This window comes from Fluviicola taffensis DSM 16823 (genome assembly GCF_000194605.1).
In the GTDB taxonomy this organism is placed as follows: Bacteria; Bacteroidota; Bacteroidia; order Flavobacteriales_D; family Crocinitomicaceae; genus Fluviicola; species Fluviicola taffensis.
This window is the reverse complement of sequence record NC_015321.1, coordinates 2,027,931-2,041,103: the sequence shown is the minus strand read 5'-3', so window position 1 is coordinate 2,041,103 and position 13,173 is coordinate 2,027,931. Positions and strand designations below refer to the sequence as shown.

Genomic DNA, 13,173 nt, shown 5'->3' with positions numbered 1-13,173 from the left:
CTATTTGGTATTGGATGGGCTTGTAGTGAAAGCTTTCGTTACTTCAGGAATAGCATAAAAAACGATTACACGCTCTTTATCTAATTGAACGTATTGTCTTTCTGATTTGGATAACTTAATACCAAAATCATAAAAATTAAAATTGGAAGTGCCAATAATAACTTTCTCTGAATCCGTAAATGAAATGTCTTTTTTTATCGAATTACGTTGTTCCTTTGAAAGAGATTTTATTGAAACAACTTCATAAGAATGATCTAATTCGAAGAGCAAGTAATTGTATGAATTCTTATTGTAAACATACATCTTTTCGGCTTCTTTGCCTTTGTTCTTGAGGATCCTTGAATCAATCTCTTGGGAGAAAGAGAAAGTTGTGGAAATAAGGAATCCTGTGAGGATAAATAATTTTTTCAACACATTGGGTTTTTAGTTCTGTACTTGCTAAACAACTAAATGTTGGAAAGGTTGTCACCAAGCAAAACAAATTTAACAAAAAAGATAATTTTTTGTAATCGAATTTAACAATAAACACAGAGATTCTTTAAATCCTACGAATAAAAAAAGAAGAATTTAATCCCTAAAACGAGACCTATGAAACCTATCGCGAAACCAACTACCAGTTGAGATAAACTGTGAAGTTTCAAGTACATTCTTGCCGACATGACTATTCCACTAGCAATGAATGCAAGAACCAAAATCCATAGTGGAAAAAGGAGCATTTTACTGTAATACATGAACAGAAAACCTGTCAAAATTCCCATTCCTGTCGCATGAAGAGAAACCTTCCAACGAAACGTGAGAATGGTACAGGAAATAACAGAGATAAGGGATCCTAAGGCCAAGCCAAAAATAAATTTTGAACCACTCAGTTCAGGCGGGACTTTATAAAGCAAAATGGCTAACAATGAAATTCCGAATAGAACAACCATCACCGAAGGAACGATGCGTTCACTTCTTTTTTCCATCATTACCGAACTAACAGAACCTCTTGTTTGCAAAAACAGTACTGTTAATGCTGGTGCGAAAAAAGAAAAGGCGCCAAATAGATAAAGTAGAACCTCTTTTGCTTCATCTGGTAATAAGTACAAACAATTTTCTTGATAAGAGGAATAATACTCTTCCAAATTAAAGCAATACATCGCTATTGCAAGCGCATACACTGGAGTAAGCAGGGGCAAGAAAACCCAAGATATAATTTTGGAAACAATTCTCATTAGAGCTCTTTGCGTAAACGCGCAACTGGAACATTTAATTGTTCTCTGTATTTTGCGATTGTTCTTCTTGCAATATTGTATCCTTTGTCATTCAGTAATTTAGCCAAATGTTCATCCGTCAAAGGTTTCTTTTTGTTTTCTACTTCAATAGCATCTGTCAAAATTTTCTTCACCTCTCTTGTTGAAACCTCTTCACCTGAATCAGTAGACAGTGATTCTGAGAAAAAATACTTCAACGAATAAACACCGAATGCCGTTTGCACATACTTTGAATTGGCAACACGTGAAACAGTTGAAATATCTAGATTGACGATTTCCGCAATATCCTTCAAAATCATTGGTTTCATATTCGTTTCATCTCCCGTTAAGAAGAATTCATACTGATACATCATAATTGCATGCATCGTAGTATACAATGTTTGTTGACGTTGACGAATCGCATCAATAAACCATTTAGCACCTTCCAATTTTGTTTTCACAAACAAGAGTGCATCTTTATCTGATTTGGATGTTTTTGCGCCTTCCGCATAACTTCTCATCAATTGCTCGTATTCCTTAGATACTTTTAAATCAGGAGTATTTCTGCCATTGATTGACAACTCGAGTTTTCCATCAAATTCCGCAATCATAAAATCGGGAATCACTTGTTGGATACTTTTTGAATTATCTTTCAAAGAGCCTCCTGGTTTTGGATTCAATCGAATAATCGCATCAATCGCTTCTTTCAAATCTTCGTCCTCAATTTCGAGTTTCTTCTGAATTTTATCGTAATGTTTTTTGGTAAACTCTTCGAAATGATCTTCCAAAATTTTTCGCGCAGTAAACAAGGTAATATTTCCTTCTTGAATACGCTCAATTTGCAACAACAAGCATTCTCTCAAATCGCGGGCACCAATTCCAGCTGGATCTAATTCTTGAACAACTTTGAGTACATATTCTACATCCGCTTCCGTCACCATAATATTGGAAGAAAATGCCAAATCGTCTACAATTGCATCCAATTCTCGGTTCAAATAACCCGATTCATCCAAATTTCCGATAATGGTATCTGCTATTTGAAATTGCGTATCATCCAAATCCAACAAGTGCAATTGTTCGGCTAATTTATCCTGAAAAGATGAATCGACAGAAAGTGGAACTCCTCTTTCCTCATCGTCTTTACTCTTATTATTTACCTGCGTTTTGTAATCGGGAGTATCGTCATCGAAGTAATCACTGATGTCGAAATCAGTATCGAATTCGTTCTCATCATCTTTGTAATCCTCTTCTTGATCGTTATCGTATTCATCTTCAACTTCCTCAACACCTTCATCCAAGGCAGGATTCTCCTCCAGTTCTTGTTTGATACGTTGATCCAATTCCATAGTAGGAACTTGCAACAACTTCATCAATTGAATTTGCTGTGGGGAAAGTCTTTGTTCCAGTTTCTGGGTGAGCTGTTGCCGTAATGCCATCTATGGTTTATTCAGTAATATAAAAATCAGTTCAAATGTTCAAATGTTCAAATGTTCAAATGTTCAAATGTTCAAAATAATGTTTTCTAACTGAATTTTTGCCCTTTGAACTCTGAGTCCTTGATTCGCACAATTAGCTTGTAGATTCCAATGGATAAAAATTCCGCTTCAGTTCTTAGTTTTAAAAATTCAGTTTCTTCAATCATTCCAAAATCCAACGCCCGGTATAATTGAGATCTACTCTCTCCCGCACTTGCTTTTGAAATCCAAAGATACTGCAAAAATTCTTTATTCCCTCCCCGTTCAAATCCTTCAGCAATGTTATCCATAACACTACTACTTGACCTTATGATTTAGTCAGTTAAAGCTCTTTCATCAAGCTTGTTTTTATACCTGAAAACTAAATGTATTTCTTTAGAAAATTCACGGGCTTTCTGCCAAATTAATAGGTCTTCAAAACGTTTCACTCCATCCATAATTTTTTATCTTTTCTATATAAGCTAAGAAAAAATATGAATTGAATCAACAGTTTAGTTTGAACTATTTCAACACTTTGAACGTTTGAACTTTCCTAGAATTCCGCGTTTTGAGGCGTTCTCGGGAATGGAATTACATCACGGATATTGGTCATACCCGTTACAAACATCACCATTCGCTCAAACCCTAATCCGAAACCTGCGTGTGGAACAGAGCCAAATCGACGTGTATCCAAATACCACCACAAATCTTCTTCGTGAATTCCAAAGTCAGCGCATTTTTTCTGTAATACTTCTAAGCGTTCTTCACGTTGAGATCCACCAACCATTTCACCAATTCCTGGGAATAAAATATCCATTGCAGCAACGGTTTCTTTTCCAGGTTCACACCCGTCATTTGCACGCATGTAGAATGCCTTGAATGATGCTGGATAATCAGTTATTATTACTGGACGCTTGAATTCTTTTTCTACCAAATAACGCTCATGTTCCGATTGTAAATCAGTTCCCCAATTCACATCGTATTTGAATTTTTTCTTTTTGTAATGATTGGAGTTCATCAAAACTTCGATCGCTTCTGTATAAGTGATTCGTTTGAAATCATTAGTCGTTACGAATTGTAAACGTTCGATCAAGCCCAACTCATTGCGTTCGTTTTGCGGTTTCGATTGTTGCTCTTGCACTTCACGTTCATTCAAGAATTTCAAATCATCTGCACAATTCTTCATCACGTAGTCACAAATATATTTCAGCATGTTCTCCGCCAAATCCATATTATCGTGAATATCGTTGAAAGCCACTTCTGGCTCAATCATCCAAAATTCAGCTAAGTGACGAGAAGTATTTGAATTCTCTGCACGGAAGGTTGGTCCGAAAGTATAAATCTGACCCAAAGCCAAAGCTGCCAATTCTCCTTCTAGTTGACCAGAAACCGTTAAGTTCACCGCCTTTCCGAAAAAGTCTTCTGTATAATTTACCGAACCATCTTCATTCAATGGGGGATTTTTCGCATCTAGATTTGTCACACGAAACATCTCTCCTGCTCCCTCCGCATCCGAACCAGTAATGATTGGCGTGTGGATGTAGTAAAATCCTTGATCGTTAAAAAATTGGTGGATTGCATAACTCACCGCGTGACGCACTCTGAAAACGGCTCCGAACAAGTTTGTTCTGAAACGCAAATGTGCTTGCTCACGCAAATATTCCAAACTATGTTTCTTTGGTTGCATCACTGTACGCTGCACCTCATCTGGATTTGCTTCACCGATGATTTCAATCTCCTTAACCTGCAATTCGATTGCTTGTCCGCTTCCTTGTGATTCAATTACGACACCCGTTAATCCAACAGACGCAGCCGTTGTGATCTTCTTCAAAATTGCCTCGTCAAAATTCTCAAAGTCAACTACAGCTTGTAAATTATTGATTGTGGAACCGTCATTCAGTTGAATAAAACGGTTGCTGCGAAATGCACGCACCCAACCTTTCACAAGATACCTTTCCCCAACTTTGGGTTGACTTAATAAATCAGCAATTTTTGTTCGTTTCATTGTATTTTTCTATGGTGCAAAAATAGGAAAGAAATTTGAAAGGGGAAGGGATTGATTGTGTGAAGAATTCAAGGAATTTTCAGCTTCAAAGTTCTGAATTCGCGATATTGCGAACAGCCCTTACAGTTACTGGTTTTCCGCTTAGTTTCAAAGCAAATTTTCAAGCACTAAATACCAAATTCCACTCGTAACAAACGATAACAAAATCGTCATAAAAACAATCAGGTTACTCAATCTTGGATTCAACCCAAACTGATCATTCAAAATACCCGCGCTAATCATCGTTCCCATCGAAGCCTCAAAAACCGATATTTTAGTCTCCATTTGACCTGTATGAAAAGCAAAAGCCAATCCGAATATTATCAACGGAGAAAGAATCAATTTATAAATGGATGCTGCCAAAATCGGTTTCAATACATCACGCATTTTTCCCAGTTCAAACTGCAAACCAACGGAGAATAATGCCAACGGGGAAAGCGTTGCTGCCAATGTTGTAGCCAAAGGAGTAATGGGTTCAAAAGAAATGAAATAAGGTAAAATCAGCGCTGCGATAATCACCAAAAACGGTGGGAATTTAAGTAATTTGAGGCTAATTGTTTTGAAATCTGCCTTCGCTTTACCAGATGCTTTCATCGCAACTACTGACGCAAAAACCGCCAAAATGAAAAACGACATCTGATCCGTTACAGCTGCAATCGACAAGTATTTTTCGCCATAATACGCTGAAATTAACGGAAAACCAATGAACGAGGTGTTTCCCAATCCTGTAACAATCAAAAATGCAGCTTTGGTTTTACGGTCGAAATGAAACGGTTTGGAAACGAGTTCGGCAAGCAGCCAGGCACCCAACCAGCAAATCAACGGAGTAATTAATGGAATGATAAGATCATTCGACCAGACAACGCTTGGAAGGTATTTCAATGTTGCAGCCGGAAGTGCCACATAGATAATCCAAACATTGATTCCATGGTGACTTCCTTTGGCAAGAACTCCGGATTTTCGAAGGAGAAACCCCGCCAAGAAACAAACTGCTATCAAGATAAAATTGGACATTTACAAGCTTACCAAGATTTTATCTAAAAAATTGCATGGATTTCTTAACTAACATTTCCTAGATTATCTATTCTAAATATTTTATCCCCATTAATTACCTCATCTTCAACTATACTGGAAAAAGTATCTAATGCTGTTGATAGTGATTTCATTTCTTTAGAATAAACTGCTTTGTTGTTGGTAAGAAAAACTTTATACTTCAACCCTTGAAGAGTCGAAATTACTTCTTTAGATGGATGATCATAAGAATTTCTACCAACAGAAATAACTATTGGAATTTCTCTTTTATTGGGATTAAGCTTCTGCCAAAAGGATTTTTTAAAATTCCCTTTTGCACCATGATGCGGGCATTGTGCTAAAACCAATTCTCCTTTATATTCTTTTCTATTTTCAACTCCATTATAAAACAAAACGTCTTTATTCGCATCCGAGGTCAATAACGCATACCAGTCACACTTTTTATTATAAATTTTAATAACTGTTGAAAGCCAATTTGCTGAAGGTCTATTGCCCTGTTCCTCTTCTATTGGTTCAGAAATTTGATTTCGAGCATAAAGATCCAACTCCTCGGATGTTGGGTTCAAAAATTCTATACAAAAATCATCGTTCAAATCGAATTTTCCATATATAGTTTCTCCCTGAACTGGATGACTTTTCATTCCAAGCTTGTCTTTAGAAGTTTTAATTAACTTAAGTAATATAGCTATTTGACTTGTAGCAATAACACCTTCAACAGCTGTTTTCCAAAAAACAGGCATATTATTAGCCGTATGTAAAAAGTATCCTATTTGCACATTATTTCCAATGCAATACTCCAGTAACGAAATAAAACCAGAAAAATGATCCAGATGGGGATGAGAAAGAATTAAAAACTCTATCCTTTTAATTTTATTCTCTTTTACATAATTCAGTATTGAATTTTCTTTATTACTGATCTTACAATCAATTATACCTAATTTTTCTTCATCATCCTTAATCCATTTCAGAATAATGGAATCGCCTTGACCAACATCCTTAAATGTAATTTCAATCATAGAAGAATCGGTCCATTTAATGGATCATTAAAATCGTCCATTTCATCCAAAAGTTTCTTTGTATCAAATAAATTCTTATCTACTAATTTATTCCCATCAGACACATCAATTCTTGAAGATCCTTTTTTCTCTTTTAAAGTTATAAAGACAAAACTATCAGTGCTCAAGTTATCTAAATGATCAAATAAAATCTTTGAAAATGAACGGTTTTCAAAAATAAAAGCCTCTTTGTCAATAATGCACTCGCATACAACATGATATTCATTGATCGATATAACTCGTGCTTGAAAATTTAAAATTTTATTCCAAGTTTCATTTAATAGGAATCCCTTATGTCTGTTTCTTTCAAGGATTTGATCATATTGAGTTTCGAAGCCTTCTTCTACATCATTTATAGTTTTATCATTAATAAAAGATGAAAGGTCTATCTTATTATTTCTAATTGAAAAAGAAGTATCCTTTGTAGAACTATTAGAATCCATTCGATCAGGTTGAGATATAATTGTTATATCATCTATAAAGTTCCCCATAATGTGTTTTTATATGATAAAGTTTCTGACAGTAATTCCTTAAAAAGGGTAAAATTAACTTTACTTACTGATCTCAATATTTTTATTTCGATCATTTCCCCTGGGTTCTTAAACAAATCTGTACTCAAGAAATTGGGAATAAATTTTCTTGTCTCTAAATCTTCAAGTCCATTGTATGGTCCGGTCGTAATACGGACATCATCATTAACAGTATCATTACCATTCTCTCTTTCAAAAACGATAGCGGAATCATTTGCATTACCCAAAATGTTCTTAGCGCTACTTGTAAAGTATTTATCCACGAAATTTGAATAAATCTCTGAGGGAGTTTTATCAATCTCTTTCACTAAAATACAATAAAGTAATACATCATTAACTTTGCCAAATTCTTCCATCTCCTTTATTTTACTAAACAAATGAAGAAATGGTTCTTCAATAACTGAATTAGAGTTGCCTAAGGTAGTTATATCCCCTTCAAATCTCAATACAATTCTATCCCATGCAACCGTTAACTTATAATTTTCTTTATTAAATTCTAATAGATATCTCTCCTCCTTTGTCCCTTCATTCCCAAGTCCCAAATTAGTGGCTAATGGTACGAAAGGAGATATAATCGTATGTGCTACATCTTTAAAATTTAAAATCGGACTATATCTTATTTCAAATTGAAATCCCGGGGATACTGTTTCCATCTTATTCAAAAAAGTTATCTAATATAAATGTTTTTTTTAAATCCTTATTTATCAGACCACTTAGTTTTGTTAAACTAAATAGTTTCTAGGCTTGATTTTGTTTCGTATCAATTCTTTCAGACATGTTCAATAATTCCTTCACTTTCGCAGCGATTGATCGGGAGTCAAACCCACAATCAGCATGCAGTTCTTCTGAGGTTCCGTGATGAACATATTTATCTGGAATTCCCAATCGAATCACTTTTGAATGATAGTTATGATCTACCATGAATTCGATAATCGCAGAACCAAATCCACCCATGATACAACCATCTTCAATCGTTATTACTTTGTCGAATTTGGTAAAGATTTCGTGTAACAAGGTTTCATCCAGGGGTTTAACAAAACGCATATCGTAATGAGCCACTGAAGCTCCACTTTCTTTCAAAGATTGAATAGCTTCCTGCGCAAAATTTCCCACATGCCCAATTGTAACCAATGCGATATCTTCTCCACTCGTTACTTTTCGACCTTGACCGATTTGAACTGCTTTCATGGATGTTTTCCATTCCGTCATAACCCCGTTTCCACGTGGATAACGAATAGAAAATGGTCCATGATTTTCAGCTTGAGCAGTAAACATTAAATTTCGCAACTCAGCTTCATTCATTGGTGCAGAAACAATCATATTTGGAATGCTTCGCATGTATGCAATATCGTAAGCACCATGATGTGTTGCACCGTCAGCTCCAACTAGTCCACCACGATCTAAACAAAAAACTACGTGAAGGTTTTGTAAAGCTACGTCATGTAGCACTTGATCATAAGCGCGTTGCATGAATGACGAGTAAATATTGCAAAATGGCACCAATCCTTGTGTCGCCAGTCCAGCTGAGAAAGTCACAGCATGTTGTTCCGCAATGCCTACATCAAATGCGCGATTCGGCATGGCTTCCATCATAAAAGTCAGTGAACAACCGCTTGGCATTGCAGGAGTAACTCCCATGATTTTATCATTTTGCTCTGCCAATTCCACAATAGTGTGACCAAATACATCTTGATATTTCGGAGGTTGTGGAGATTTGGGAACAATCTTAACGATTTCACCCGTTTCTTTATTGAAAACTCCTGGGGCATGCCATTTTGTGGGATTTCCTTCTTCCGAGAATTTATATCCAGCACCTTTTCGTGTGATACAATGCAGGATTTTCGGGCCAGGAATATCTTTTAAATCTTCCAATACTTTTGCCAAGCCAATAGCATCGTGTCCGTCTACTGGACCAAAATAACGGAAGTTTAATGATTCAAATAAATTGCTTTGCTTTAAGATAGAACCTTTCAAAGCGCTAGATATTTTCGAAACGACAGATTGCGCATCAGGGCCAAATTTACTGACCTTCCCGAGCAATTTCCACACCTCATCTTTCACTTTGTTGTACGTATGAGAAGTCGTAATATCTGTCAAATATTCTTTGAGAGCACCTACATTCGGGTCGATAGACATACAATTGTCATTCAAAATCACCAATAAATTAGCATCTTTCTCGAAACCTGCATGGTTCATTCCTTCGAAAGCCATCCCTGCAGTCATCGCTCCATCACCAATTACGGCAATGTGTTGACGATTTTTTTCTCCTTTGTAACGACTAGCAACAGCCATTCCCAAGGCAGCAGAAATAGAAGTAGAAGAGTGGCCAACTCCAAAAGTATCGTATTCACTTTCAGATCGTTTCGGGAATCCAGAGATTCCTCCTTTCGTTCTGTTTGTATGAAAAACGCTTCTACGACCAGTTAATATTTTATGTCCGTAAGCTTGATGACCAACATCCCAAACCAACTGATCATCTGGTGTATTGAACACATAATGCAGTGCAACCGTTAATTCAACAACTCCTAAGCTCGCTCCAAAGTGAGAATTTCCAATTTCAGAAATCACATCCACGATGTATTGGCGCAATTCATCAGCGACTTGTGGCAATTGTTCCACAGTCATTTTATCCCTTAAATCTTGAGGGATTGTGATTTGTTCCAATAAAGGTCCTGCTTGATATGGATGCATAAAATCAGTGTTCAATATACAAAGTTACGTCTTCGATATATGGATAACAAACAAACGAACCAATAGTTTATTTTAGAATATAGTTTTTTTAACGAATTCAGCTGTTTAAGCTTACACCATATCCCAACCCGCAACAAAAATCGGTTTAGATCTCAATTCATCCATTTTCAGTGGGTTTTTGCGTAAAACCACAACGTCTACGATTGTTTGTGGTGTCATCTTGTGGAACAATCCCCAATCAACGTAAGGACGTGTTTCTCTCCAAAGGGATTCTCTTCTGTCTACAAACCAAAGCATCATGTTGACTTTTTCGGCAGCTAAAATTCCTTCCAACAATGCAGATAAAACTCCTGGATTATTGTCTTTAACCCAAAGGGATTCTGGAACGAGGAAACTGTGATTTGTAGGTTTTACAATCCGGCGAATTCCTGGTGTAATGGTGATTAATTTCGTGAAAATTCCACCCAACATTCCGGGCAAGCGCTCAATTACCCAATTGGCTTTGGTTACTTTCACAAATCCTGTAATTTCTCCAGCTTGATTGAAATACCCATAAAAGGGGCCTTTTTTAGCATGATGCTTGACAAAATAGGCATGCGAATTAGAGACTTTCCTCAAACATTCGTCTATGAGTTCTTCCGATTCAATTTGTCGAACATGAGCAACAGCGCGCGGTTTTGTTCTACTAAAAGACTGTGAAATTAATTGTGCTTCTGTTCGGAATCCGAATTGCTCAGACATCCATTTACTGCGGTCATTTGCAGGATCAATAAAAGCATAAAATGCATCTGGTGCCTCACCTAATTTTCCATCAAATGTTTCGTCGAAGAAGCTAGCCATTTCCATTTTCAAGCGTGAATTGCTTTTTGGAACACGATTCACATTCTTGGAGGCTTGTTTTTGATTGGCAAATGCAAAATAACGCACATACCATTGTTTACCGCGGTTACAAAGAGTCAAATTTCCTTGCACCTTTCCATCTCTTTCCAATGAAATAAATAAAGCATTATCCGCATCGTGAATACGAGTCGGCGTATCTAAATGTTTGTAACGTGCACCATTTGTTCCCAAAGTAGTTTGGGTCAACAATTCTAACAAAGCAGGAGTTGCTTCTTTACGAATGGTATATCTACTTGAAAGTCCCATTAAATGGCTTGATTAACAATGTATTCTGCCTCTTTCGGGGTTAAATCTTTCTTCTCTCCTAATCCCAACCAGCCACGTTGAACAAAGCGATCGTGAATGATTCTGGCTGTATCCTGATAATCAGATGTATATTCTGAAATACGTGTTTTCACACTCAATTTATGGAAAAATTCTTCTGTTTTTGCAATCGCTTTTCGCGCAACCTGATCATCTGAACCTTCGAGGTTCCAAACACGTTGTCCGTATTGTGTCAATTTTGCTTTCTTGCTTTCAAATTTCACTTCGTATAATCTCGGAGCGATGATTGCTAAAGATTGTGCGTGGTCAATTCCGTGTAAAGCTGTCAATTCATGACCAATCATGTGAGTTGCCCAATCGGTAGTTACCCCACAACGCAATACGCCATTTAATGCTTGATTTGCACACCACATGAGATTTGCAGCCAATTCATAATCAGCAGGATTTTCCAATACTTTTTCGCCAATTTCAATCAAAGTTGATAAGATTCCTTCCGCATAACGTTCCTGCAATAAATTCTCTCCTGTGAAAGTCAAATATTGCTCCATCGTATGTGTATATGCGTCAATTACTCCATTCGCAATTTGGCGTTTGGGCAATGTTGCAACAAAAGTTGGGTCCAATAATGCAAATTTCGGGAAGAAAAGTGGTCCACCCATCGTTCTTTTTTCTTTCAATTCAGACCGACTGATTACAGCTCCCGAATTCGATTCAGAACCTGTAGCTGGAATCGTTAAAATACAACCAAATGGAACCGCAGAAGTGAAAACGCTTCCTGGAACTTGTGTTAAAACATCCCAAGGATCACCCCCATAATTCACGGCTCCTGAAATAAATTTCGCTCCATCAATCACAGATCCTCCGCCAACTGCCAACATATATCCAATTTGATGTTCGCGGATATATTCAACAGCCTTCATCAAAGTAGTAAATTCCGGATTAGCTTCTATCCCTTTGAAAAAATGCAGGTCCAAATCAGCCAACTCTGTTTTCAATTTATCTAGAAAACCTGATTTTTCAATGGATCCACCTCCATATAAAACAATCACTTTTCCATCAACTGCTTGTGTTTTCAACAGTTGGGAAATCCGTGTCAATTGGTCTTTTCCAAAGACAATCGTTGTTGGAGTTGTAATCTCGAAATTATTCATGAGGTAAATTTAAGCAATTTCAGTATTCAATAGAGGATGCATTTCGCCCAATGGATTAACTTTTCATACGAAACCACCTTTCAAGTCAATAAAATTCTGGCTCGACTAAAATTTTACCATTTTTTTTCACAAAAGTACTTGTTAAATGAAAAGAAGAAATTACTTTTGCAAAATGGTTTAACCATTTGGTTAAACTTAATAATTAAACTATGGGATTAAAGGATTCAACAACGGAAGAAAAAATCTTAGAGGCAGCTAAGGAGGTTTTCATGAAGTATGGTCTTTATGGTGCACGGATGCAGGACATCGCCGATACAGCAAAAATTAACAAGGCATTGCTTCACTATTATTTCCGAAGTAAAGAGAAATTATTCGATGCAGTTTTTGACGGAGCATTGGAAAAATATTTCGCTCAAATGACAGTGATCGGAGATAAATCGATGCCTATCAAAGAGCGTTTGATGCAATATGTAGACAACATGTTTGACTTTTTTACCGAATATCCTCAAATGTCGATGTTCATCGTCAAAGAAATTTCCATCAATCCGGAAATGTTTCATGAAAAGGTGAAACACTTAAAGCATCAACGATCTTTACTGATTCCAACGTTAGAGGAAGCTTTTGCCAACAAGGAAATAGAACCTTTTGATCCTATGATATTCATGGTCAATCTACATTCACTTTGCGCTTATCCGTTTTTAGCATTGCCGCTTTACAAGGTGATCCTGAAAAAACATGGATACAACTGGGAAGTTGAGGCCAAAGAAAAAGTCAAACAATCCGTCAAAGATTTCATTTCCTTCAAATTTCAATAACACAAACA

Annotated in this window: 13 protein-coding genes; 1 reads left to right on the top strand and 12 read right to left on the bottom strand. The window is 36.6% G+C overall.

Features of this window, described 5'->3' with window-relative positions; genetic code table 11:
• From FLUTA_RS08910 to FLUTA_RS08855, 12 genes are all read right to left on the bottom strand, one after another.
• Entirely contained in the window at positions 1-414 is a 414-nt protein-coding gene (locus tag FLUTA_RS08910) for a hypothetical protein (protein WP_013686537.1), read from the bottom strand.
• A 131-nt stretch (positions 415-545) separates the two neighbouring features.
• Positions 546-1,211: a phosphatase PAP2 family protein gene (locus FLUTA_RS08905; RefSeq protein ID WP_013686536.1), complete on the bottom strand. Its 666-nt coding sequence runs from the start codon at positions 1,209-1,211 to the stop codon at positions 546-548.
• A complete protein-coding gene (gene rpoN, locus FLUTA_RS08900; protein WP_013686535.1) occupies positions 1,211-2,665 on the bottom strand; it encodes an RNA polymerase factor sigma-54 in 1,455 nt (484 codons plus the stop codon). Before rpoN ends, FLUTA_RS08905 begins: the two co-directional genes overlap by 1 nt.
• Before the next feature lie 86 nt (positions 2,666-2,751).
• Complete coding sequence (locus FLUTA_RS21720) at positions 2,752-2,994, bottom strand: four helix bundle protein (protein ID WP_218916786.1); 243 nt, start codon at positions 2,992-2,994, stop codon at positions 2,752-2,754.
• A gap of 242 nt (positions 2,995-3,236) precedes the next feature.
• Positions 3,237-4,688, bottom strand: a complete 1,452-nt coding sequence (gene asnS / locus FLUTA_RS08890) for an asparagine--tRNA ligase (protein ID WP_013686534.1) — start codon at positions 4,686-4,688, stop codon at positions 3,237-3,239.
• 147 nt (positions 4,689-4,835) lie between these two features.
• On the bottom strand, positions 4,836-5,741 hold the full coding sequence (locus tag FLUTA_RS08885) for an AEC family transporter (protein WP_013686533.1): 906 nt from the start codon (positions 5,739-5,741) through the stop codon (positions 4,836-4,838).
• A gap of 44 nt (positions 5,742-5,785) precedes the next feature.
• Positions 5,786-6,775 carry a ComEC/Rec2 family competence protein gene (locus FLUTA_RS08880; RefSeq protein ID WP_013686532.1) on the bottom strand — a complete coding sequence of 330 codons (990 nt, stop codon included), beginning with the start codon at positions 6,773-6,775 and terminating at the stop codon, positions 5,786-5,788.
• Entirely contained in the window at positions 6,772-7,305 is a 534-nt protein-coding gene (locus FLUTA_RS08875; RefSeq protein ID WP_013686531.1) for a hypothetical protein, read from the bottom strand. Before FLUTA_RS08875 ends, FLUTA_RS08880 begins: the two co-directional genes overlap by 4 nt.
• On the bottom strand, positions 7,290-7,997 hold the full coding sequence (locus FLUTA_RS08870) for a hypothetical protein (RefSeq protein ID WP_013686530.1): 708 nt from the start codon (positions 7,995-7,997) through the stop codon (positions 7,290-7,292). Before FLUTA_RS08870 ends, FLUTA_RS08875 begins: the two co-directional genes overlap by 16 nt.
• Positions 7,998-8,082: 85 nt before the next feature.
• The gene (dxs, locus tag FLUTA_RS08865; protein ID WP_013686529.1) at positions 8,083-10,035 is read right to left on the bottom strand and encodes a 1-deoxy-D-xylulose-5-phosphate synthase; all 1,953 of its coding nucleotides are present in this window, start codon (positions 10,033-10,035) and stop codon (positions 8,083-8,085) included.
• A 111-nt stretch (positions 10,036-10,146) separates the two neighbouring features.
• Positions 10,147-11,181, bottom strand: coding sequence for a hypothetical protein (locus tag FLUTA_RS08860; RefSeq protein WP_013686528.1), 1,035 nt, complete (start codon positions 11,179-11,181; stop codon positions 10,147-10,149).
• Positions 11,181-12,350, bottom strand: a complete 1,170-nt coding sequence (locus tag FLUTA_RS08855; RefSeq protein ID WP_013686527.1) for an iron-containing alcohol dehydrogenase — start codon at positions 12,348-12,350, stop codon at positions 11,181-11,183. Before FLUTA_RS08855 ends, FLUTA_RS08860 begins: the two co-directional genes overlap by 1 nt.
• Positions 12,351-12,559: 209 nt before the next feature.
• Here FLUTA_RS08855 and FLUTA_RS20725 point away from each other — a divergent pair, with 209 nt between their 5' ends.
• Positions 12,560-13,165 carry a TetR/AcrR family transcriptional regulator gene (locus FLUTA_RS20725; protein WP_013686526.1) on the top strand — a complete coding sequence of 202 codons (606 nt, stop codon included), beginning with the start codon at positions 12,560-12,562 and terminating at the stop codon, positions 13,163-13,165.
• Positions 13,166-13,173: the final 8 nt, after the last annotated feature.

Excerpts from the sequence above, each read along its gene's own strand:
- FLUTA_RS08905 (WP_013686536.1), bottom strand. The coding sequence starts at position 1,211 with ATGAGAATTGTTTCCAAAATTATATCTTGGGTTTTCTTGCCCCTGCTT.
- FLUTA_RS20725 (WP_013686526.1), top strand. The coding sequence starts at position 12,560 with ATGGGATTAAAGGATTCAACAACGGAAGAAAAAATCTTAGAGGCAGCT.
- FLUTA_RS08880 (WP_013686532.1), bottom strand. The coding sequence starts at position 6,775 with ATGATTGAAATTACATTTAAGGATGTTGGTCAAGGCGATTCCATTATT.
- FLUTA_RS08885 (WP_013686533.1), bottom strand. The coding sequence starts at position 5,741 with ATGTCCAATTTTATCTTGATAGCAGTTTGTTTCTTGGCGGGGTTTCTC.
- dxs (WP_013686529.1), bottom strand. The coding sequence starts at position 10,035 with ATGCATCCATATCAAGCAGGACCTTTATTGGAACAAATCACAATCCCT.
- FLUTA_RS21720 (WP_218916786.1), bottom strand. The coding sequence starts at position 2,994 with ATGGATAACATTGCTGAAGGATTTGAACGGGGAGGGAATAAAGAATTT.
- FLUTA_RS08870 (WP_013686530.1), bottom strand. The coding sequence starts at position 7,997 with ATGGAAACAGTATCCCCGGGATTTCAATTTGAAATAAGATATAGTCCG.
- rpoN (WP_013686535.1), bottom strand. The coding sequence starts at position 2,665 with ATGGCATTACGGCAACAGCTCACCCAGAAACTGGAACAAAGACTTTCC.
- asnS (WP_013686534.1), bottom strand. The coding sequence starts at position 4,688 with ATGAAACGAACAAAAATTGCTGATTTATTAAGTCAACCCAAAGTTGGG.
- FLUTA_RS08855 (WP_013686527.1), bottom strand. The coding sequence starts at position 12,350 with ATGAATAATTTCGAGATTACAACTCCAACAACGATTGTCTTTGGAAAA.
- FLUTA_RS08875 (WP_013686531.1), bottom strand. The coding sequence starts at position 7,305 with ATGGGGAACTTTATAGATGATATAACAATTATATCTCAACCTGATCGA.
- FLUTA_RS08860 (WP_013686528.1), bottom strand. The coding sequence starts at position 11,181 with ATGGGACTTTCAAGTAGATATACCATTCGTAAAGAAGCAACTCCTGCT.